23 protein-coding genes and 11 tRNA genes are annotated in these 21,420 nt (G+C 45.3%); 31 read left to right on the top strand and 3 right to left on the bottom strand.

Annotated elements, in window-relative coordinates:
* Positions 1 to 101 precede the first annotated feature (101 nt).
* On the top strand, positions 102 to 812 hold the full coding sequence (locus tag J7E38_RS21700) for an alpha/beta hydrolase (protein WP_214709995.1): 711 nt from the start codon (positions 102 to 104) through the stop codon (positions 810 to 812).
* A gap of 328 nt (positions 813 to 1,140) precedes the next feature.
* Entirely contained in the window at positions 1,141 to 2,616 is a 1,476-nt protein-coding gene (gene cshA / locus J7E38_RS21695; protein ID WP_285291767.1) for a degradosome RNA helicase CshA, read from the top strand.
* A gap of 201 nt (positions 2,617 to 2,817) precedes the next feature.
* On the opposite strand, the gene J7E38_RS24230 is transcribed toward cshA, so the two are convergent.
* Positions 2,818 to 2,952, bottom strand: coding sequence for a hypothetical protein (locus J7E38_RS24230; protein ID WP_285291766.1), 135 nt, complete (start codon positions 2,950 to 2,952; stop codon positions 2,818 to 2,820).
* Between the two features lie 117 nt (positions 2,953 to 3,069).
* On the opposite strand from J7E38_RS24230, the gene uvsE reads away from it, so the two are divergent.
* The 3 genes from uvsE (at position 3,070) to J7E38_RS21680 (ending at position 6,172) form a co-directional block, all read left to right on the top strand.
* Positions 3,070 to 4,035 carry a UV DNA damage repair endonuclease UvsE gene (gene uvsE / locus J7E38_RS21690; RefSeq protein ID WP_214709993.1) on the top strand — a complete coding sequence of 322 codons (966 nt, stop codon included), beginning with the start codon at positions 3,070 to 3,072 and terminating at the stop codon, positions 4,033 to 4,035.
* Between the two features lie 192 nt (positions 4,036 to 4,227).
* Positions 4,228 to 4,710: a PH domain-containing protein gene (locus J7E38_RS21685; RefSeq protein WP_214709991.1), complete on the top strand. Its 483-nt coding sequence runs from the start codon at positions 4,228 to 4,230 to the stop codon at positions 4,708 to 4,710.
* Positions 4,703 to 6,172, top strand: a complete 1,470-nt coding sequence (locus J7E38_RS21680; RefSeq protein WP_214709989.1) for a PH domain-containing protein — start codon at positions 4,703 to 4,705, stop codon at positions 6,170 to 6,172. The genes J7E38_RS21685 and J7E38_RS21680 overlap by 8 nt, the downstream gene beginning before the upstream one ends.
* A 31-nt stretch (positions 6,173 to 6,203) precedes the next feature.
* Here the strand turns inward: J7E38_RS21680 and J7E38_RS21675 are convergent, their stop codons facing one another.
* Positions 6,204 to 6,788, bottom strand: a complete 585-nt coding sequence (locus J7E38_RS21675) for a rhomboid family intramembrane serine protease (protein WP_214709987.1) — start codon at positions 6,786 to 6,788, stop codon at positions 6,204 to 6,206.
* Positions 6,789 to 6,927: 139 nt separating this feature from the next.
* Here J7E38_RS21675 and acpS point away from each other — a divergent pair, with 139 nt between their 5' ends.
* The 14 genes from acpS to J7E38_RS21605 all read left to right on the top strand — a co-directional run bounded on the left by acpS (position 6,928) and on the right by J7E38_RS21605 (position 18,951).
* Entirely contained in the window at positions 6,928 to 7,281 is a 354-nt protein-coding gene (gene acpS / locus J7E38_RS21670) for a holo-ACP synthase (protein ID WP_214709984.1), read from the top strand.
* A gap of 247 nt (positions 7,282 to 7,528) precedes the next feature.
* The gene (locus tag J7E38_RS21665; RefSeq protein WP_214709983.1) at positions 7,529 to 8,542 is read left to right on the top strand and encodes a LolA family protein; all 1,014 of its coding nucleotides are present in this window, start codon (positions 7,529 to 7,531) and stop codon (positions 8,540 to 8,542) included.
* A gap of 285 nt (positions 8,543 to 8,827) precedes the next feature.
* Positions 8,828 to 9,985: an alanine racemase gene (alr, locus tag J7E38_RS21660; protein ID WP_214709981.1), complete on the top strand. Its 1,158-nt coding sequence runs from the start codon at positions 8,828 to 8,830 to the stop codon at positions 9,983 to 9,985.
* A gap of 193 nt (positions 9,986 to 10,178) precedes the next feature.
* Positions 10,179 to 10,460 (top strand): CopG family ribbon-helix-helix protein, encoded by a 282-nt coding sequence (locus J7E38_RS21655; RefSeq protein ID WP_031308192.1) that lies wholly within the window; start codon positions 10,179 to 10,181, stop codon positions 10,458 to 10,460.
* 4 nt (positions 10,461 to 10,464) lie between these two features.
* A complete protein-coding gene (gene ndoA, locus J7E38_RS21650) occupies positions 10,465 to 10,815 on the top strand; it encodes a type II toxin-antitoxin system endoribonuclease NdoA (RefSeq protein WP_041967053.1) in 351 nt (116 codons plus the stop codon).
* Between the two features lie 978 nt (positions 10,816 to 11,793).
* Positions 11,794 to 12,627 carry an RsbT co-antagonist protein RsbRA gene (locus J7E38_RS21645; RefSeq protein ID WP_214709979.1) on the top strand — a complete coding sequence of 278 codons (834 nt, stop codon included), beginning with the start codon at positions 11,794 to 11,796 and terminating at the stop codon, positions 12,625 to 12,627.
* Positions 12,624 to 12,980, top strand: coding sequence for an STAS domain-containing protein (locus J7E38_RS21640; protein WP_041967776.1), 357 nt, complete (start codon positions 12,624 to 12,626; stop codon positions 12,978 to 12,980). Before J7E38_RS21645 ends, J7E38_RS21640 begins: the two co-directional genes overlap by 4 nt.
* A 4-nt stretch (positions 12,981 to 12,984) precedes the next feature.
* The gene (locus J7E38_RS21635) at positions 12,985 to 13,386 is read left to right on the top strand and encodes an anti-sigma regulatory factor (RefSeq protein ID WP_214709977.1); all 402 of its coding nucleotides are present in this window, start codon (positions 12,985 to 12,987) and stop codon (positions 13,384 to 13,386) included.
* A gap of 11 nt (positions 13,387 to 13,397) precedes the next feature.
* Positions 13,398 to 14,408 (top strand): PP2C family protein-serine/threonine phosphatase, encoded by a 1,011-nt coding sequence (locus J7E38_RS21630; protein ID WP_214709975.1) that lies wholly within the window; start codon positions 13,398 to 13,400, stop codon positions 14,406 to 14,408.
* 58 nt (positions 14,409 to 14,466) lie between these two features.
* On the top strand, positions 14,467 to 14,799 hold the full coding sequence (locus J7E38_RS21625) for an anti-sigma factor antagonist (protein ID WP_144481158.1): 333 nt from the start codon (positions 14,467 to 14,469) through the stop codon (positions 14,797 to 14,799).
* Entirely contained in the window at positions 14,796 to 15,269 is a 474-nt protein-coding gene (gene rsbW, locus J7E38_RS21620; RefSeq protein ID WP_079504369.1) for an anti-sigma B factor RsbW, read from the top strand. The genes J7E38_RS21625 and rsbW overlap by 4 nt, the downstream gene beginning before the upstream one ends.
* Entirely contained in the window at positions 15,247 to 16,041 is a 795-nt protein-coding gene (sigB, locus tag J7E38_RS21615) for an RNA polymerase sigma factor SigB (protein ID WP_214709973.1), read from the top strand. Before rsbW ends, sigB begins: the two co-directional genes overlap by 23 nt.
* Positions 16,038 to 16,634 (top strand): PP2C family serine/threonine-protein phosphatase, encoded by a 597-nt coding sequence (locus J7E38_RS21610; protein ID WP_214709971.1) that lies wholly within the window; start codon positions 16,038 to 16,040, stop codon positions 16,632 to 16,634. The genes sigB and J7E38_RS21610 overlap by 4 nt, the downstream gene beginning before the upstream one ends.
* A 148-nt stretch (positions 16,635 to 16,782) precedes the next feature.
* Positions 16,783 to 18,951: a Tex family protein gene (locus J7E38_RS21605; protein WP_214710006.1), complete on the top strand. Its 2,169-nt coding sequence runs from the start codon at positions 16,783 to 16,785 to the stop codon at positions 18,949 to 18,951.
* Positions 18,952 to 19,236: 285 nt separating this feature from the next.
* On the opposite strand, the gene cmpA is transcribed toward J7E38_RS21605, so the two are convergent.
* Positions 19,237 to 19,347 (bottom strand): cortex morphogenetic protein CmpA, encoded by a 111-nt coding sequence (cmpA, locus tag J7E38_RS21600; RefSeq protein WP_139378277.1) that lies wholly within the window; start codon positions 19,345 to 19,347, stop codon positions 19,237 to 19,239.
* A gap of 93 nt (positions 19,348 to 19,440) precedes the next feature.
* On the opposite strand from cmpA, the gene J7E38_RS21595 reads away from it, so the two are divergent.
* From J7E38_RS21595 to J7E38_RS21540, 12 genes are all read left to right on the top strand, one after another.
* Positions 19,441 to 19,917 carry a SprT family protein gene (locus J7E38_RS21595; protein ID WP_214709969.1) on the top strand — a complete coding sequence of 159 codons (477 nt, stop codon included), beginning with the start codon at positions 19,441 to 19,443 and terminating at the stop codon, positions 19,915 to 19,917.
* 120 nt (positions 19,918 to 20,037) lie between these two features.
* A tRNA-Asn gene (locus tag J7E38_RS21590) sits at positions 20,038 to 20,112 on the top strand.
* A 17-nt stretch (positions 20,113 to 20,129) separates the two neighbouring features.
* Positions 20,130 to 20,220, top strand: a tRNA-Ser gene (locus J7E38_RS21585).
* 15 nt (positions 20,221 to 20,235) lie between these two features.
* Positions 20,236 to 20,310: transfer RNA gene (locus J7E38_RS21580), tRNA-Glu, on the top strand.
* Positions 20,311 to 20,337: 27 nt separating this feature from the next.
* Positions 20,338 to 20,413, top strand: a tRNA-Asp gene (locus J7E38_RS21575).
* An 8-nt stretch (positions 20,414 to 20,421) separates the two neighbouring features.
* Positions 20,422 to 20,496, top strand: a tRNA-Gln gene (locus tag J7E38_RS21570).
* A 157-nt stretch (positions 20,497 to 20,653) separates the two neighbouring features.
* Positions 20,654 to 20,729 (top strand) — tRNA-Lys (locus tag J7E38_RS21565).
* A 17-nt stretch (positions 20,730 to 20,746) separates the two neighbouring features.
* Positions 20,747 to 20,831 (top strand) — tRNA-Leu (locus J7E38_RS21560).
* Between the two features lie 59 nt (positions 20,832 to 20,890).
* A tRNA-Leu gene (locus tag J7E38_RS21555) sits at positions 20,891 to 20,976 on the top strand.
* 62 nt (positions 20,977 to 21,038) lie between these two features.
* Positions 21,039 to 21,115: transfer RNA gene (locus J7E38_RS21550), tRNA-Arg, on the top strand.
* A 17-nt stretch (positions 21,116 to 21,132) separates the two neighbouring features.
* Positions 21,133 to 21,209 (top strand) — tRNA-Pro (locus tag J7E38_RS21545).
* Positions 21,210 to 21,230: 21 nt separating this feature from the next.
* Positions 21,231 to 21,304: transfer RNA gene (locus J7E38_RS21540), tRNA-Gly, on the top strand.
* Positions 21,305 to 21,420: the final 116 nt, after the last annotated feature.

Here is a 21,420-nt window from a genome sequence, read left to right as displayed (position 1 = left end):
TTTTTGGTGTTGATTTGGAATGCTTAATCGAGGAAATTCTGGGTTAAATCATTTAAAATGGGGAAAGATTAAATACGAGAAAAACTAATGGGTGATTGGTTATGATAGGTTGTCTGTTGATCCATGGTTTTACCGGGTCTCCTTTTGAAGTGGAGCCTCTTGCCCAGTCATTAAGATTGCGGACTGACTGGAAAATCGTTGTTCCTACCCTGCCTGGACATGGCGATGAGCTTAGTTTGAAGGGGATCAAGCATAATGAATGGATTGACCATGCTGAAAGGGAACTAAAAGCTCTATTGAAAGAGTGTGACACCGTTTATGTAGTCGGGTTTTCGATGGGTGGCCTGATTGCCAGCTATCTGGCCTCAGCCTATCCGGTTGAAAAGCTGGTCCTGCTCAGTGCAGCTGCCTATTATGTGAATCCAAAGCAGCTTGCCTTTGACATCAAGGAAATGATGCGGGACACAGTAAAAGGAAAATTGAAGGAAAATGAGTTGTTCAGGCGTTACACACGAAAAATCAAAGAAACACCCATGACCGCTACCTTGCAGTTTCGCAGGCTTGTGAACAAAATCAAGCCTATTCTCAACGATGTCATGGTGCCTACCTTGATCGCCCAGGGCGAGAGTGATGGCATCGTCCCTCCCAAAAGCGCCCTTTATCTTTATGAAAACATTGGCGCGAAGGAAAAACGGCTGATTTTTTATAAGAACTCCAAACATCTGATTTGCCACTGCGACGAAAAAGAACACCTTTTTGATGAGGTTTATGATTTTTTGACCTCCAAACCAAGAGAGGAAGTCAGCAGCTGAGGCCTCGCCTCGAAAATTGCTTTTCTTGACTAAAGATGGTATGATAAATATTGAGTGTCTAACTGAGAAAATCCTTTAAGCGGACATACTCCCGTGCTGGAGAATGTCTTTTTTTGCTAAAATTTCAGGTTCTGTGCTTCAGCACGTTGTAAATGCTGATTCAGCCCTGCTTAAAACACAAGGTGCTAACACCTATTTTGCCGTGAAGGTATAATAAATTAACCAGAATCAGAAATGATTTGGATCCTTAAACAGCCACTTAAAATAAACGAAGCATCGGATGTTACCGGTGCGGGATAAATGTGAACATAAAGGAGAATGAGCAAAGTTGACAATGTTCCAAGACATGGGCATTAGCCCCGCAACATTAAAAGCTGTAAAAAATATGGGTTTTGAGGAAGCAACTCCAATCCAGGCAGAGACGATTCCAATCAGTCTTCAAAACAAAGACGTAATCGGCCAGGCACAGACAGGTACTGGTAAGACTGCTGCTTTCGGTATTCCTCTAGTGGAAAAAATCAAGAAAGAAAATCATAACATCCAGGGAATCATCATCGCCCCAACTCGTGAATTGGCAATCCAGGTTTCCGAGGAATTATACAAAATCGGTGCTGGCAAGAGAGTAGGCGTTCTTGCAATCTATGGCGGCCAGGACATCAACCGCCAGATCCGCGCTTTGAAAAAAGGACCTCACATCATCGTGGGCACACCAGGCCGACTTCTTGACCACATCAACAGAAAGACAATCCGTCTTGATACTGTTGAAACAGTCATCCTTGACGAAGCAGATGAAATGCTGAACATGGGCTTCATCGAAGATATAGAAGCAATCCTTGCCCAGATCCCGAACGAACGCCAGACGTTATTGTTCTCAGCAACAATGCCGGGACCAATCCGCAAGATTGCTGAACGCTTCATGAAGGACCCTGAAGTCGTTCGCGTCAAAGCGAAGGAAATGACTGTTCCTTTGATTGAGCAATTCTATGTTGAAGTTCAAGAAAAGAACAAGTTCGACGTTCTTACTCGTCTTCTTGACATCCAGTCTCCTGAATTGGCAATCATCTTCGGACGCACGAAGCGCCGTGTTGATGAGCTTTCTGAAGCATTGAACCTGCGCGGATACACTGCTGAAGGAATCCACGGAGACCTTACACAGGCGAAGCGTATGTCTGTTTTAAGAAAGTTCAAGGAAGGTTCAATCGACGTGCTTGTAGCAACAGACGTTGCGGCACGCGGACTTGATATTTCTGGAGTTACACATGTTTACAACTTCGATATCCCTCAGGACCCTGAAAGCTATGTACACCGTATCGGACGTACTGGCCGTGCAGGTAAAGAGGGTATGGCGATCACGTTTGTCACACATAGAGAGACTTCATACCTTCATGTGGTGGAAAAAACGACTAAACGCCGCATGGAAAAAATGACTGCTCCAACCCTGGACCAGGCGCTTGAAGGCCAGCAAAGAGCTGTTATTGAAAAGATTACACAAACAATCGAGTCAAATAACCTTCAATACTACCGCCAGGCTGCAGATGAGCTATTGAAAGGCCATGATGCTCAAACAGTCGTTGCTTCAGTATTGAAAATGCTGACTAAAGAGCCTGATACAACTCCTGTTAAGCTTACTGAGGAAAAGCCTCTTCCAAACAGAAACAAGAAGCCTCAAGGAGACCGCAAAAGATACGATAACAGAGGCGACGGCCGTAAGAAACCTTACAAGCCACGTTCTGGAACAAAACGCACAGGCGGCGGTGGCGGCAGCAGAGAAGGCGGCGGCTACAAATCAAGATCATCACGCTAAAATAAACACGAAATCCCCGGTTGGTTTACGCAGCCGGGGATATTTTTATGCGATTTTTGAAAAGTTGGAGGTTTTTTTAGTGAAGTGTTCACTTTATGGCATCTTTTAAGAAGAATTTAAAAATTTTTCTGCTGCATAATGGGGTGCACCCCATGAAATCTCCGCAATAGGTCTGCGCATTTTAAATTATTCGACCACTGTTCACGATATATCGACCACATTTAGAAAGATATCGACCACATTTTCAGTTTTATCGACCACATTTGCCATTTTATCGACCACATTTGCCAATTTATCGACCATATTTCCGAATATATCGACCACATCGCGAATCAATAGCTAGCAAACCTGCCCCTAACACTTCGTGTCGAACCTGGACCTCTATATCGAAAATAGAACGGCCGCTCACTTTTTAGTGGGGCATACTACTAAAAAACGAGTGGGGTGAATCTGATGACGATTGTGAGGCTTGGGTATGTGGCGATGAGCGAGGAGTTGAAGAATGCTTCGCCGTCACAGACAATGACATTCAAGCAATTCCAGGGAATCAAGGACCGTGACGCGGCGATCAATAAGCTTGAAAGAATCGCGGTTTCCAATCTTGAAAACTGCCTTCGCCTGTTAAGGCACAGCAAGGCGAACGAAATCCACTTTTTCCGGCTTAGCTCCCGGCTGATTCCGCTTGCCAACCATGAGGAACTTTCCGATTGGAAGTACATGCGGGCGCTACAAGAGCCGCTTAAGGAAATTGCTGATTTTTTACATGAGAATCCAATGAGGGTGGATTTCCATCCAGATCATTTTGTGCTGCTGAATACATTGAAGACCGATACGCTGAACAACTCGGTCAAGACGCTGGCAATGCACCATGCGCTCTTGAAGGGGATGGGAATCGACCCTGAGCATCGCTGCGTCCTCCATGTTGGCGGCGTTTATGAAAACAGGGAGAAAGCTCTTGAACAATTCATCCATAACTGGGGGCTGGTCTCAACACGGCTGCAGAGCATGATCATGCTTGAAAATGATGATACTTCGTTCACTCTGCATGACACGCTTTATCTCTGCGAAAAACTGGGAATCCCGCTTGTGTTCGATTACCATCACCACCTCGCCCATCATGAGGATATAAACTGGGAGGAGCAATGGGGGCGAGTTGTTGGGACATGGGAGCAATCCAAGCTCCCTGTGAAAATGCACATATCAAGCCCGCGCTCGGAAAAAGATTTCCGCGCACACGCCGAATATGTCGATGTGAAAATGTTCATGGACTTCCTGAACGGAATAAAAGGATCCGTTCCTGAAATTCACTGTATGATCGAAGCAAAAAAGAAAGACCTTGCGCTGTTTAAACTCTCAGAGGATTTAAGACAGACCTCGGAAATCGAAGCCATAGACGGCAGCAGCTTCCTCCTAAAATAGCCGACAAATTTCGGGGCGTGCCAGGCACTTGTCGAATGGGCCCTTAATTTCAGAAGATACATTCACTCGTCAAATGGTCCGTTAGCCAATCTCATTCCCAGCACATTCCTTGCCAATTTAGTGCCCCAGGAGTGGGGAGTTGTTGTATACTTAGAAAGGTGCTATTAATTGGTAATAATGGGAGGATAACTTATGACGATTTCTGAGCCGCAGAAGCGGATTTCCGAGCGGGCTTTGACTGTCTGGAAAATTGCCGCTGGCCTTTACTCCCTGTTGGTTTGGCTTTTGGCGGGCGGTTTGATTGCCATGACGATTATTTTTGATTTTCAAAATTGGATCATTGGTGCTGCTATTGCAGTGGCAGTTATATATAGCTATTTGTTCATCTTTTTATTGCCGAAGCTGCGCTGGAAACGCTGGCGTTATGAAGTCAGGGAACAGGAGATTGAGCTTCAGTACGGAGTATTTATCGTGAAAAGGACGCTGATCCCGATGATTCGGGTCCAGCATGTCGATACGCTGCAGGGACCATTATTGAGAAAATACGGTTTATCAACGGTGACGGTTTCAACCGCTGCGACCGTCCATGAAATACCAGCGCTTGATATGGAGGAAGCAGAGAGCTTGAGAACGTCCATTTCCAGGCTGGCAAGGGTGGCGGATGAGGATGTCTGAACCGAAAAGACTGCATCCGGTGGCCGCGATCGTCAATGCACTCCGACAGCTGAAAGAAATGATCATTCCCTTCCTGATTTTCGTCGTCTTCGGCAGCAGGGGCACGGATTGGGACTTGTTTTATTTCATTGGTTCAATCGTGGTAGTCGTACTGGTGTTAGTATATGGTGTTCTGTCATGGTATAGATTTACATATCGAATCGAGCAGGGCGAACTAAGGATTGAATATGGACTGATCGTCAGGAAAAAACGGTACATTCCATTTGACCGGATTCAAAGCCTTGATTTATCAGAAGGAATTTTACAGCGGCTGTTTGGGCTTGTGAAGGTAAAAGTGGAGACAGCTGGATCAGGAGGGATGGGCCTGCAGGATGGCGAGGCGGTCCTCACGGCTATCACGAAGCAGGATGCCCAGGAAATCCATGATTACCTGGTCTCCATCAAGAAGAACGGGCAAATCCAGCAAGGAGACGAGGAGCTGTCTTCAAAAGAAGATGTGCTTTATAAAATATCAGTCCCTGAGCTGTTGATGCTGGCAACGACTTCAGGCGGAGTAGGGGTTGTCATCTCCGCGGTGCTGGCGTTCGTGTTCCAGTTTGAAGAGTTCATCCCGTATGAACAGATTTTTGATGGAGTGGAGAACTTTGTCCAAAACGGCGTTATTTTTATCAGTGTTGTCGTTTTCATCGGATTCCTGCTGGCATGGCTGATCGCGCTTCTTGGGACGATGCTGAAATACGCTAATTTTACCGTAAGAAAAGTCGACAATGATCTTGTCATCACACGGGGATTATTGGAGAAGCGGCAGTTTACGATTCCGCTGAATCGGATTCAGGCTGTCCGGATCAGCGAGAACCTAATCAGGCAGCCGCTCGGATACGCCTCGGCATTCGTTGAAAGCGCGGGCGGATCGGCGCTGGACCAGGAAAGCTCCAAAGTCCTCATCCTGCCGATCGTGAAAAAAAGAAAAATCCCCGGCCTGCTTGAACCGTATTTGACGGATTACCACTTCCGCGTCAATCTATCGCCTGCACCTCCGCGGGCATACCGAAGATATCTGTTAAAAGGCTGGCTGTTCGTCCTGCCAATCATCGCTCTGGCCATCTGGTTTTTGAGGCCATGGGGATATGGAGCCCTGATCCTGCTCGCCCTATCGGCAATCTGGTCTTACTTGAATTACAAGGATGCAGGCTGGAGCCTTGACGAAGGGATGCTGACCTTCCGTTATCGGAACATGGCCAAAAACACTGTATATATGAGGAAAAATAAAATCCAGTCCTTCAGCATCAAGCAAAGCTCTTTTCAGAAGAAAAAGAAGCTTGCGACTGTGGAGGCGATTGTCATGTCTGGGCATGGGGGCGCCGGCGGCAAAGTCATTGATCTTGAAAAGCGGCACGCCGATCAAATCTATAACTGGTATTCGCATGAGATGGCTGATGACATAAGCACACAAATTAAATGACACGAAAAAAGCGCCTGCTGGGCGCTTTTTTTTACCTTCTGTAGGCCGCGGCGCCAATCAGGAAGCCGGACAGCATACCGAAAATATGGGCGGTGATGTTGATGTTCGATTGGACGAAGGTCATGATGACGGCGATGATGGCGATGGTCATGATGGTCTGCGAGTTCTCGCGCGACATCATCGCTTTTCGGAACATAATAATAGAAATATAGAAACCGAACAGGCCAAAAATCGCCCCGCTTGAGCCGCCATGTGTATAGGTCAGCGGTTCAAGCAGCAGGGTGGCGAGGTTTGCGGCAATCCCTGTAACAAGATACACCAGGGTGAATTTCGTCCTGCCGAGCAGCTGCTCCAGCGCCGGTCCAAACAAGACGAGCGAAAAGCTGTTGAACAGCATGTGCGTAAAGCCGGCATGCATGAAGATGGGGGTGACAAGCCGCCAGTACTCGCCGTTGACAACATACAGGTTCACTCCAGCCAAACGTTCAAAAAGGTATTTACTCGGGAAAATTGGCAATGCCGTCAGCAAGTATAATAAGATATGTATGACAATGATGAAGGTAATGACAGGGTAAAAGCGGATGAAGTCACGCAAGCTTTCAGTCCTTGTAAACATGGAAACCTCCTGGTTACTGATATCGTGAGGCTTGATTCTGATTTAATGATAATCTTAATTTAAAGCATAGCCCTAAAAGGCAAAAGTTGTACACTATTTTGTATGCTGAATAAAGCTTTTTTAGAAGGGAGAGAGAAAAGTGATTATCGGAACAGGAATCGATATCGTGGAAATCGGCCGGATCCGCAAACTGGTGGAGTCGCAGCCGCGCTTTCCTGATAGAGTGTTAACTGAGAAAGAAAGAGAAGTGTATCGTCAATATAAGGAACGGAGGGCAATCGAATTCCTTGCCGGACGCTGGGCTGCGAAGGAAGCTTTTTCAAAAGCGAAAGGGACGGGCATCGGAAAGGAGCTGTCTTTTATGGATATAGAAATCGAAAATGACTCGCACGGACGCCCGGTTGTCCTCAAGCCCTATATGGAAGGTGTTCACTTGTCCATTTCCCACAGTGAGCATTACGCCATTGCGCAGGTGATCATCGAAAAAATGTAAAAGGCTTTTCTGCTTATGCTTGCAAAAGTTAAACAAGTGGAAATCAAAAATTTTAAAATGCTTGTCAATCCCGGGGGCATATTCGCCCAGGTTGTCTCATATATTCATAATGCAGTAAGGGAGACAAGGCTAGGGCGGCGAGAACATGGCTGCACGAAGACTACTCAAGCAATTTTGCAGCCAGTGTCTTATTCCTGTCCTTTCTTTCCCTTTACACGTTCAAATGAGACTAAAAGGGGTTGGAAGAATGAAGAAAAGGTTATTGCTGCTTCTCGCCGGGCTCATGGTTATTTTTGCTCTGGCTGCCTGCGGGACAAAATCACAGGAATCTGTGGTTAAGGACTTGGACGGAACGCTCAATGATTTAAAGAGTTACAAAGCTAAGGCAAAGATGACATTGCAGATGGGTACCGAGCCGCAGGTGTATGATGTGGAGATTTGGCACAAAGATCCGTCATTTTACCGTGTGAATTTGAAGAATGCCCAGAAGGACCAAAGCCAGATGATCCTCAGGAATGATGAGGGAGTCTTTGTTCTGACACCGGCACTGAACAAGAGCTTCCGTTTCCAGAGCGACTGGCCGAAGAACAGCAGCCAGGCTTATCTATACGAATCTTTAATCACGGATATCCTCGAGGATAAGCAAGCGAAATTCTCAGCCACCAAGGAGCATTATGTGTTCGAGACGAAAACAAGATACCAGAACAACAAGATGCTTCCAATCCAGGAAATCAAGCTGAACAAGAAGAGCCTGGCGCCAGTCAGCGTGAAGGTAATGGATCCGGACCGCAATGCACTGGTGACAGTAGAATTCTCTGATGTGAAATTCGACGCAAGCTTTGATAAAGATGCGTTTGACATGAAAAAGAACATGACAGGTGCTCAGCTTGAGGTACCGGTTATGGCAGATATGGAAGACAAGGAATTTACAGTGAAATATCCAGTCGCCGAAATTCCGGGCGTAACGCTGATCGATGAAAAGGAAATCACGACAGAGGATGGCAAGCGGGTTGTATTGACATACGATGGCGACAAGTCATTCACGCTCATCCAGGAGAAAGCAAATGCAATGCCTGCGATGTCCTCGGCCATCAATATGACCGGAAAGCCTGTCGACCTCGGATTCACGGTTGGTGCCATGAACGAAACATCGATTTCGTGGACACATCTCGGAGTCGATTATATGCTGGCATCCACAGACTTATCACCTGAAGAAATGGAAATGGTCGCCAAATCGGTATTGGCCGATATGGAAAAATAAGAATCGTCAAGCAGGCTCAGAGTAACCTGGGCCTGTTTTTTTATGGACTTGGGAATAAAATCCGTTATTAAGGAATAAAAACCATTTTTTAAGGAATATAATTTGTTTTTAAGGAATATATTTAGTTTTTCAGGAATAAATCGAAATCTTCTTCTAAAACCAGTTCACTTCCGAGAAGTTCCTCCTTGAAAAATCCGTATATATTATCCATTTGACATTGAGTTCTTTCAGTTTGATAATAAAACAATATAAATTAAGCTCGGATTGAAGGAAGTGGAGTTTTCGGTGGAAGAGCAAGGATTTTTTTACCGTGATACATGGGCAGAAGTGGACCTGGATCGAATCAAAAACAATGTAAAGGAAATCACAGGTCATTTGTCTGAGGATGTTGAACTTATTGCAGTTGTAAAGGCAAATGCATATGGACACGGGGATTTGCAAGTGGCTGAATCGGCGTTGGAAGCGGGAGCGTCCATGCTTGCGGTAGCGTTCATGGATGAGGCGCTCGCATTGCGGAAAAAGGGGATCACTGCACCGATCCTTGTCCTTGGTGCCAGCAGGCCAGGGGACGTGAACATCGCAGCTGAGGAAGGAATCATCCTGACTGTTTTTCAAAAAGAATGGCTGGAAAAAGCACAGGAAGTATTGAAAAAGGATGCTGTCCTATTGCTTCATATAAAAGTCGATACAGGCATGGGCCGGATCGGAATCCGCTCGGTGGAAGAGCTGAAGGCTGTGGAAAGGCTTATTGTAGAAGACACACGCCTGATGCTTAACGGAATCTATACACATTATGCGACGGCGGATGAATTGGATGATACGTATTTCAACAGGCAGCTTTCATTGTTCAAGGAAATGCTGTCAGCCCTGGACCAGCTGCCGCCAGTTGTCCACAGCAGCAACAGTGCCGCTGCCCTGATGCATCCAGATGCCCGTTTTAATGCAGTAAGAATAGGTATCGCGATGTACGGACTGGCGCCATCAATGGAAATTGCACCTGAATTGCCGGTGGAACTTCAGGAGGCGTTCACACTCCACTCAAGGATTGTGCATGTGAAGAAACTGGAAAAAGGTGAAAAGGTCAGCTACGGTGCTACCTATGAAGCGCCTGAAGAAATTTGGGTAGGGACGCTTCCTATTGGGTATGCTGATGGATGGATAAGAAGGCTCCAGGGGCAGGAAGTGCTGGTTGATGGCCAAAGGTCTCCGATCATTGGCCGGATTTGCATGGACCAATGCATGATAAAGCTTCCAAATGAAGTCCCGGTTGGAACGGTCGCTACCCTAATCGGCAGCCAGGAACAAGAATCGATTTCCATCAATGAGATTGCAAGCAAGCTGGAAACCATCAATTATGAAGTCCCTTGCATCATTTCCTCGAGGGTGCCAAGGCTGTACAGGCAAAATGGCAAAGTCGTCGATTTGAATAATTCATTGTTATAAAACAAATCCAATAATTAACATACCTGTGTAATCCCGCTAATACCATGCATAAAATACTAATTTTTTGGCGGATAATACAGAAGAATTGCTGATTTACCTTTGCATCTGGCATAAATAGTGATAATATTAGAAATGGTAGAGAGATAACGAACTTAATAATGGTATGTAGTGATGATGGTGGAGGTGTATGTTTGTGTCTGAATCCAGCGCAACAACTGAGATTTTGGTAAAGTTACCGCAGCATCTGTTGAGTGAACTAGATGGATTTGTTAAGCAAGAAAACGTAAACCGCAGCGAATTTATTTATCAGGCAACAAAAATGTTTTTGCGTGAGAAGAAAAAGAGACAAATTCGTGAATCCATGAGACGTGGCTATATGGAAATGGCCAAGATTAATCTAACCATTGCATCAGAAGCATTTCAAGCAGAATACGAGGCAGAACACACAGTTGAACGTCTAGTCAGCGGAGGATGATCCTTTGATTGTCAAACGTGGTGACGTCTATTTTGCAGACCTATCCCCAGTTGTTGGTTCGGAACAAGGCGGAGTCCGCCCTGTACTGGTCATCCAAAACGACATCGGGAATCGGTTCAGTCCCACAGTCATTATCGCAGCGATCACAGCACAGATCCAAAAAGCCAAGCTTCCCACTCATGTAGAAATTGATGCGAAGCGGTACGGTTTTGAAAGAGATTCGGTCATATTATTGGAACAAATACGCACAATTGACAAACAGCGCCTAACCGATAAAATTACCCATCTCGATGACGAAATGATGGAAAAAGTGGATGAAGCCCTTCAGGTAAGTTTAGGTCTTATTGAATTCTGATTAACAGCACGCTCTTGAGTAAAAAGAGCGTTTTTTTGTAACCGGAACACCTGGCCTGCCAGCAGGCCTTTTACATAACCCCCAAAAAATAAAATCGGATGTTTTCTGTGTGGGAGGCAAGCTTAGCGCTTGTCTCTTTTTTAATTGTTGGGGGTTGTGGGGGAGCTGGCTCGAGTGGTGGAAGTGTTTGGAAGGAAAAGCAGGGAAGCTGTCCGAAGTAGGCCCGAGTTCAGATAGGTAGGCTGTAAAAGCAGAAAAGCTGTACGAAGCAATGCTGAGTTCGGACAGGTTTGGCAGGAAAAACAGAAAAGCTGTCCGAAGTAGTACCGAGTTCGGACAGGTTAAGCGGGAAAAGCAGGGAAGTTGTCCGAAGTAGGCTCGAGTTAGGACAGGTTAGACAGGAAAAGCATGAAAGCTGTCCGAAGTAGGCTCGAGTTAGGACAGGTTAAGCGGGAAAAACAGGGAAGTTGTCCGAAGTAGACTCGAGTTCGGACAGGTTGAGCGTGAAAAGCATGAAAGCTGTCTGAAGTAGGCTCGAGTTCGGACGGGTTAGGCGGGAAAATCAGGGAAGTTGTCCGAAGTAGGCTCGAGTTCGGACAGGTTGAGCGGGAAAATCAGGAAAGCTGTCTGAAGTAGGCTCGAGTTCGGACATGTTAGACAGGAAAAGCAGAAAGCATTCCAAAGCAGTCCTGGGTTCGCCGATTTTCCATCACCGCTCCAGACCTAAAAACATAAATTTACCGCACTAATATTGAATTCATCAAAATTAGGAATAATAACTATGTCTTATATGCGCTGCGATATTCCATGAATCGTGTCGACAAGTTGATTTTATTTGACGAAAGAAAACTGTTATCATTAAATGGAGATATATAATCAGGATTTTTGTGAAAATTTAATTACAGTTTTAAAAATGGTTTACATTTGGACGGAATGGGGTAATGTAAAATTTTGTTGTGATAGAATGGGGAGGATGCTATGAATAAAATAATTTCGAATTACATCCAGGGTCATAAACAAGAGATTCTGGATGAATGGATAGATAAGACGAAAGTGGAAGCGGATGACCGGGTAGTTCGATTGGTTTCCGACCGCGTGTTCAACTCGACGAGCAGGGAGTTCGTCGATCTGATCATCTCGAATTTCAAAGGGACAAGCGAAGAGTATAATGAGAGGCTGACGGATTTTGCTGAAAAGGTCGTCAGGCTTGGCTGGCCATTGACGTTTGTCACCAAAGGCCTTCATACCTTCAATCTTATCGTTTTTGAAGGGATGCAGAAGGAAGGAATCTTCACAACTGAGAATCAGATGGAAATCGTCTACGAGTTTGACCGCTGGGCAACTCCAATGAACAATGAAATTGTCAGTGTGTACTCATCTACGTGGGAAAGAACAGTTTCCCTTCAGAAAATTGCCCTCCAGGAACTTTCGGCTCCGCTTATTCCTGTATTTGATGGAATCACGGTGATGCCGTTAGTCGGTACGATCGATACGGAGCGTGCAAAACAAATCATGGAAAACCTGCTTAAAGGTGCGGTTAAACACCGTTCCGAAGTAGTTCTTATAGATATTACAGGGGTTCCTGTCGTAGATACGATGGTTGCCCACCATATCATCCAGGCAGCGGATGCTGTCAGGCTAATCGGTGCCAAGTGCATGCTGGTCGGCATTCGTCCAGAAATAGCCCAGACCATCGTCAACCTGGGCATCGACCTGAACCAATTTACAACGAAGAATAATTTGAAAAAAGGAATCGAAGCAGCTCTTGAGCTGACAAATAAAAAAATCGTTTCACTGGAGGGAGCAAAGTGAGAATACCTATCCTAAAACTGGATGATTGTCTATTGGTCTCCATTCAATGGGAGCTTGATGATCAGACGGCTCTTCAATTTCAAGAAGACTTGCTCCATAAAATTCATGAGACAAGTGCAAATGGTGTCGTCATTGACTTAACCTCAATTGATTTTATCGACTCTTTTATCGCCAAGGTCCTTGGAGATGTCATCAACATGTCCAAGCTTATGGGTGCGATTGTAGTCATAACAGGAATCCAGCCTGCTGTTGCCATAACGCTAATTGAATTAGGGATCGGACTTGATGATGTCCTAACTGCATTAGATTTAGAAAAAGGTTTGGAGAAATTACAACAGGAATTGGGGGAATAGCTGAATGGACATCCAATCCTGCGTAACGATTATCAATGAATGGGACATCGTGGCCGCACGCCAGCTTGGCCGGAATGTTGCGAAAGAGCTTGGATTCGGCACGGTTGACCAAGCAAGAATCACCACTGCCATCAGTGAATTGGCCAGGAATATTTACTTGTACGCCGGAAAAGGACAGATCTGCATCGATAAACTGTACGACGGCGGAAAAGCGGGATTGCGAATCAATGCAGTAGATAGCGGCCCGGGTATAAAAGAAATACGCCAGGTCATGGAAGATGGATTTTCAACATCAGGAGGACTAGGAGCCGGCCTTCCCGGAGTGAAGCGTCTTATGGACGAATTCGACATAGACTCTGCTCCCGGACAAGGAACACAAATCAAAGCAACTAAATGGCTCCGTTAGGGGGAAACAGTATGGATTTCCGAGAAATGATGGAATCAAAGTATCGGGATATTCTTGACAATTATATAAAAGAGCAATCCGAACAAGCATTGTATGCAGGGCAGAAATTCAGCCGCAAGTCGATTGAGCACAAAATCGCACCGGAAGAAATCATCAGCCTGCATAAAAGCTTGCTTCTTGAAATGTATCCTGAACTTCCGGAAGATATTATGCACTCTTTTGACATTCTCCTCGAAGTGATGATCGGTTATGGTATTGCTTACCGTGAGCATCAAAGCTTAAGACACCAGCAGGAGGAATTAAGGTCGGAAATGGAAATTGCTGCCAATGTCCAGCAAACCCTGCTTGGCACGAATATCCCTATCGTTCCCGGTATTGATATCGGGGCAATCAGCGTCCCTGCAAAGCATATGAACGGTGACTATTTCCATTTTGTCCAGGATGAGAATGACAATATCAGTGTTGCGATCGCTGATGTAATCGGAAAAGGGATTCCGGCAGCGCTTTGTATGTCCATGATTAAGTATGCGATGGACAGCCTGCCAGAAAACCGGCTTGACCCGAGCAGCATCCTGGAAAACCTGAACAGAGTCGTAGAGCAGAATGTTGATCCAAGCATGTTCATCACGATGTTTTATGGAATGTTCAATCCTTCCAACAATATCTTCTATTATGCATCCGCAGGGCATGAGCCTGGCTTCTATTATGATTCCAAAAAGAAGGAATTCTCAGAGTTGGTCGCTAGAGGCTTACTGTTAGGAGTGGACAAGCGGACAAAGTATACCCAGTACGAAAAAGAAATACTTCCTGGGGATATGGTAATCCTGATGTCTGACGGAGTGACTGAGTGCAGGACGGAAGAAGGGTTCATTGAAAAGGAAACATTAATCGGATATATAAATAAATATATTCACTTAAATGCTCAGGAAATTGTCAATAATATCTTTAGGGAACTTGAAAAACTTCAGCATTTCCAATTGCGGGATGATTTTACGTTAATCATTTTGAAAAGAGATGTTTAATCAGGACCCGAAACGGGTAAATCAAAAAAGCAATTGAATTGTAAAGGGTGGGTCATTTATGAATATTTCGATAGATGTTAAAGAAACAGAATCTAAGTTAGCAGTTAAAGTAAACGGCGAAATTGATGCATATACAGCTCCACAGCTTCGTGAAAAGCTTTTCCCTTTGTCTGAAAAAGAAGGTGTAAAGATGGTTGTTGACCTTTCAGAGGTCAATTATATGGATAGTACCGGGCTTGGAGTATTTGTAGGAGTATTCAAAAACGTCCGTGCACACGACGGCGAGTTCAAGATCGTCGGCTTGTCCGAACGTTTGCAGAGACTTTTTGAAATCACCGGCTTGGCCGACATTATCGATATAAACAGCCAGATAGAGGGTGGAGTGCAATGAACCAGTCATTTGACTATATTGAGATGAAAATCCCGGCTAAACCGGAATTTGTGGGTGTCATTCGTTTGACCCTGTCTGGTATTGCAAGCCGCATGGGTTTCTCCTATGACGAAATTGAAGACTTAAAAATTGCGACCAGCGAAGCATGTACGAACGCTGTGCAGCATGCATATAAGAACAATGAGAATGGCGAAGTCATCATTGGTTTCGGATTGTATGAAGACAAGCTAGAAGTGATGGTTGCAGATAATGGCCAGAGCTTTGATTTCCACTCAGCGCGCCAGGGCCTCGGTCCTTATGACCAGAATAGTTCTGTGGAATTCCTTCGCGAAGGAGGCTTGGGACTGTATCTGATCGAAACCTTGATGGACGAGGTTCGGATCCATCACAAAGAGGGCGTCACGGTCTTTATGACCAAGTACCGAGAAGGAGAGCAGGTGGAGAGAGATGCAGAGACAATCTCAACCTAAGCAAAGGCCAAAAGAAGAGATTAATGAATTAATCAAAGCCTACCAGCTGCATGAGGATGCAGACGCCCAGAATGAGCTGGTTCTTCATTATCAAAACCTTGTCGAAACAATCGCGAGAAAGTACTCGAAGGGAAGGTCGTTCCACGAGGATATTTTCCAGGTCGGAATGATCGGTCTTTTAGGCGCAATCCGCCGTTACGATGAAACATTCGGCAAAAGCTTTGAAGCATTCGCCGTGCCGACCATCATTGGTGAAATAAAAAGATTCTTAAGAGATAAAACGTGGAGTGTCCACGTACCGCGCAGGATAAAGGAGCTTGGTCCTAAAATCAAGACAACCGTCGAAGATTTGACTACCCAGCTGCACCGCTCTCCTCGAGTGGATGAAATCGCAGAAGCACTTGAGGTTTCCGAAGAAGAAGTGTTGGAAGCGATGGAGATGGGGAAAAGCTACCAGGCGTTATCCGTTGACCATTCTATTGAAGCCGATTCTGACGGCGGAACAGTCACCCTGTTAGACATCGTCGGAAATATTGATGAAGGCTATGAAAAAATCAACCAGAGAATGGTTCTCGAGAAAGTACTTCATGTACTGAGCGAGCGCGAAAAGTTAATTATCCAATATACCTATCTTGATAACCTGAGCCAGAAAGAGGCCGGTGACAAGCTTGGTATTTCACAGATGCATGTATCAAGACTTCAAAGAAGGGCAATCAAAAAGCTTCAAGAAGCGATCCATGCGGAAAACAACAATTCGGAGTTTATTACATGATCCAACAGTTCAAAGACAAAATAGAACTTTATGCTTACCAGACAATCAAAGAAGGTAAATTAGAGTGCGGTGACAGTTACTATTATACAGCCACCGATGATTATTTTGTCTGTGTAGTAGCAGATGGACTCGGGTCAGGGCAATACGCGCATGAAGCATCTGCGGCGGTCGTTTCCGTTGTCGAACAGCACCATCATGAAGATGTTGATACACTCATGAAATACTGCAACAACATTCTGGTGCAAAAGCGCGGGGCTGCTGTATCGATCTTCAAGGTCTACTTCGAAAGCCGTCAATTCGTGTACAGCTGCGTCGGGAATATCCGCTTTTTCCTCTACGCGCCGAACGGCAAATTAACATATCCTTTGCCGGTTACAGGTTATCTTTCAGGGAAGCCGCAAGTATTCCACACCCAACGATTTGTTTACGAGCCAGAGTCAAAATTCCTGATTTACTCAGATGGGTTTGATATCCATGGCGCAAAAACACTTTTGAAGGGATACCGGTCCGTAGCAGCCGTCGCGGAACAAATTAAAAGCGAGTACGCAAACTCAATGGATGATGCAACTTTTATTGTAGGAAGTCTACTATAGCCGGTGGACTTCTTTTTGTTTTATATAGAATTGATTAATCTTCTTCCAGGCAGAAATGAAACTGTAAACCTTACCCTGGTTTTGGTACACTATTAAGGTATCTAGCAATACCAATATGATAATGGAGGATTGTCTCTTGACTCAAACAATGGATAAGCAAGACCAATATGTAAAAATCATTGCCAAAGAGCAATCGTTAACAGCGAAACAGGTGCAAAGTGTGATTTCATTGATCGCTGAAGGGAACACGGTTCCATTCATCGCCCGATATCGAAAAGAAATGACTGGCGCCCTTGATGAAGTGCAAATTCGCGACATCGTTGAAAGATGGCAATACATACAGAACCTGGAACAGCGCAAAGAAGAAGTCGTTAGGTTAATTGAGGAACAGGGAAAGCTGACAGACGAACTTAAAGCGAACATAGAAAAATCGATCAAGCTTCAGGAGGTAGAAGACCTTTACCGTCCGTACAAGCAAAAAAGACGAACCAAAGCAACCGTCGCGAAAGAGAAAGGTCTTGAGCCTCTTGCACAATGGATGCTTGAATTCCCCGTTAGCGGCAGTCTTGAAGAGAAGGCCAGGGAGTTCTTATCAGATGAAAAAGGGGTTGAATCCGTCGAGGATGCGATTGCTGGCGCGAAGGATATCATTGCCGAGATCGTTTCAGACGATGCAGACAGCCGCAAATGGATCAGAAACGAAACCTTTAAGACTGGATCAATTGAATCTGCCGTGAAAAATGAAGAGCAGGATGAGAAAAAGGTTTATGAGATGTACTATGAATACTCAGAACCAGTCAATAAAGTGGTCCCTCACAGGATACTTGCGCTCAACCGCGGTGAGAAAGAAGACCTTTTAAGGGTGTCGATCAAGCCGAAAACAGATGTAATCATGAGTTATCTGCAGCGTAAGTGGATTGCCAAAAACCACTCTATAACAGCAGGTTCGGTCATGGAAGCGATTGAGGATGCCTACAAACGCTTGATCCAGCCATCAATTGAACGTGAAATCAGGAATGAGCTTACAGAAAAAGCAGAAGAGCAGGCAATCCATATCTTCTCCGAAAACCTGCGCAAACTGCTCCTTCAGCCTCCTTTAAAAGGAAAGGTCGTTCTTGGGGTAGACCCTGCGTTCCGGACAGGCTGCAAATTGGCTGCTGTAGATGAGACTGGAAAAGTTTTATCCATCGGAGTAATCTATCCTCATACCTCGAGTGCAAAAAGTACCGAAGCGAGGGATAAATTCATCAAAGTCCTGAAAGATTACGACGTAGAAATGGTAGCCATCGGCAACGGGACAGCCTCAAGAGAGACGGAACAATTCGTATCGGATATCCTGAAGGAATTTGATCGAGAGATATACTATCTCATCGTCAATGAAGCGGGCGCAAGTGTCTACTCCGCATCTGACCTTGCCCGAGAAGAGTTCCCGAACTATCAGGTAGAGGAAAGAAGTGCAGTTTCGATTGCCCGCAGATTGCAGGACCCTCTGGCAGAACTCGTAAAAATCGATCCTAAATCTGTTGGTGTTGGTCAATACCAGCATGATGTTAGCCAGAAGAAACTATCTGAATCCCTGACATTCGTTGTAGAAACGGCGGTTAACCAGGTAGGCGTTAACGTAAATACAGCCTCATCATCATTGTTGCAATATGTATCAGGACTATCAAAGACAGTTGCCAATAACATCGTCAAGAAGCGCGAGGAGGAAGGAAAGTTCACGAGCCGTGCACAGCTTAAGAAAATCCCGCGCCTTGGAGCCAAGACTTATGAACAGGCAATCGGATTCCTGCGTGTCATTGACGGAAAAGAACCGCTTGACCGCACCGGCATACACCCTGAAAGCTATGGCGAAGTTAAGCAGCTCTTGGACAGCCTCGGATTTAAAACGTCTGGTTTAGGGACACCCGCCTTAAAGGATGCTTTAGGGAAAATCAATATCGATCAGACAGCTGACCAGCTTGGAATCGGAAAACTGACGCTTAAAGACATCATTGATGCTTTAGTCCGTCCAGAAAGAGACCCGCGTGATGAACTGCCGGCTCCGCTTCTGAAGAAAGATGTTCTAAAGCTGGAGGATTTAAAACCAGGGATGGAGCTTCAGGGGACCGTAAGAAATGTAGTTGATTTCGGAGCCTTTGTTGATATCGGAGTTAAACAGGATGGGCTTGTTCATATCTCCAAACTAAGCAACCGCTTTGTAAAACACCCATTGGATATCGTCTCCGTAGGCGATGTGGTAACTGTATGGGTAGATAGTGTAGACCAGAAAAAGGGCCGTGTTGCTTTGACGATGCTGAAGCCTGAACAGGCATAATGAAGAAGACTGCAGTCGATCCTGCAGTCTTTTTCATTATATAGAGATATAGAAAAGGAACTTGGTGTGGAACCTACATGAAGTTTTTTTAATCCAGCTCCAGCGCCTAGCCCCTCGAGACGCTTCGGTCCTGGCAATGAAGTCAAAGAGCGACTTCACTGCCAGGCCCTCCAGCGCCTAGCCCCTCGAGACGCTTCGGTCCTGGCAATGAAGTCAAAGAGCGACTTCACTGCCAGGCCCTCCAGCGCTTGTCGGGGCTGAACGAGGCGCTTTCGCATCTTGTTATTACTCCTGTTTCTTTCTATAAAAAAACCAACATTGATTTAAGAGTTTGATCTGATAACGATTTTTTTCATAGAAGGCTCGTTTCATTTGATTCTGGAACCAGACAGGCATAAACAATACCTCCTTAAGTTAAATACGGGAAAAGGTAACATTAATATATGCTATAATGGGTTGTCAGGTTTCTAAAAAGGCAGGAGTTTTCAAATGACAGACCAAGAATTGCAGAACCTCGTTAGTAAAATCTCAGATGACTTTTTCCAAAAGCCGTTCAGGCATAAAGCCTTCTTTAATTCGAGGCTTCGTACTACTGGCGGCAGGTACATGCTGAATAGCCACAATATCGAAATCAACAAAAAGTATTTCGAGCAGCTTGGCGAAGAGGAGCTTATTGGGATCATCAAGCATGAACTTTGTCATTACCATCTTCACCTGGAAGGGAAAGGCTACAAGCATCGAGATCATGATTTTAGGAAATTGCTGAAACAAGTAGATGCACCCAGATTTTGTTCTACTCTGCCTGAGGAAAAGAAAAGAAGGTCCAAGAGCCAAAGATTCCTGATTTACCAATGCAGTAACTGTAAGTTGAACTATCGCCGGAAAAGATTCATTAACACTTCAAAGTATGTTTGCGGAAAATGCCGGGGAAAGCTGGTCAAGGTCAAAGAAATAGTTGTAGATTAAGGTTTTCAGGAGTTTAATGAGGGGAGCGAAAAAATATTAAAATCATGGTTGACTTTTGCTGGGCTGCTCCCTATAATAGTAAGAGTCGATAAGACAACAGCTCGAAAAAAATGAAGTTATTCCGCAGTAGCTCAGTGGTAGAGCACTCGGCTGTTAACCGAGCGGTCGTAGGTTCGAATCCTACCTGCGGAGCCATTATTTTTTATAGGTATGGGGAAGTACTCAAGAGGCTGAAGAGGCGCCCCTGCTAAGGGTGTAGGTCGGGTAACCGGCGCGAGGGTTCAAATCCCTCCTTCTCCGCCAGAACATTTCAAATATGGCCCCTTGGTCAAGCGGTTAAGACACCGCCCTTTCACGGCGGTAACACGGGTTCGAATCCCGTAGGGGTCACCATTTTCAAAACAAAACAATATCTTCAATGGTCCCGTGGTGTAGCGGTTAACATGCCTGCCTGTCACGCAGGAGATCGCCGGTTCGATCCCGGTCGGGACCGCCATTTTTTATTGGGCTATAGCCAAGCGGTAAGGCATCGCACTTTGACTGCGACATGCGTTGGTTCGAATCCAGCTAGCCCAGCCATTTTTTTGAGCCATTAGCTCAGTCGGTAGAGCAGATTGCTCGCTGCATTGAGTTTTCTTCCCTGGCAATCTGCGAGAAAGACCGAAGGTCTTTTGAGCATCAGATGCGATAAGGGAAAATAGATGGGTGGATACAATCTTTGTTCCACTTCAAAAATGAGCCATTAGCTCAGTCGGTAGAGCATCTGACTTTTAATCAGAGGGTCGAAGGTTCGAGTCCTTCATGGCTCACCAGTTTTTCAAAATAATATGCGGGTGTGGCGGAATTGGCAGACGCACCAGACTTAGGATCTGGCGCCGCAAGGCGTGGGGGTTCGACTCCCTTCACCCGCACCATTAATTACCTGTTGATTAATGTGCTTGAATCAGTTAAGATATAAACCTGTCATGTTAATGCGGTCGTGGCGGAATGGCAGACGCGCTAGGTTGAGGGCCTAGTGGGGGCAACCCCGTGGAGGTTCAAGTCCTCTCGGCCGCACCAAAAAGTTATTGACACACTCTAATGAATGTGTTAATATATAAAAGTTGCTATTAAAACAATATGCGCCCGTAGCTCAATTGGATAGAGCGTCTGACTACGGATCAGAAGGTTATGGGTTCGACTCCTTTCGGGCGCGCCATTATATTTTCTCTTTATCGGGGAGTAGCTCAGCTTGGTAGAGCACTTGGTTTGGGACCAAGGGGTCGCAGGTTCGAATCCTGTCTTCCCGACCATTCAGCAATTCAACTTTATATGCGGGTGTAGTTTAGTGGTAAAACCTCAGCCTTCCAAGCTGATGATGAGAGTTCGATTCTCTTCACCCGCTCCAATTACATTGCTCTTTGAAAACTAAACAAACAAGCGTCAACAAACAATAAATTATCATGCTTCTATTATAGAAGACATGAGCCAACGTTTTAACTTATGAGCTAACTCATAACTCTT

Origin of the sequence: Bacillus sp. ISL-35 (assembly GCF_018613355.1) — a bacterium.
Lineage (GTDB): Bacteria > Bacillota > Bacilli > Bacillales > Cytobacillaceae > Mesobacillus.
The sequence above is the reverse complement of the archived record's forward strand: the minus strand, read 5'-3'. Positions and strand labels throughout refer to the sequence as shown.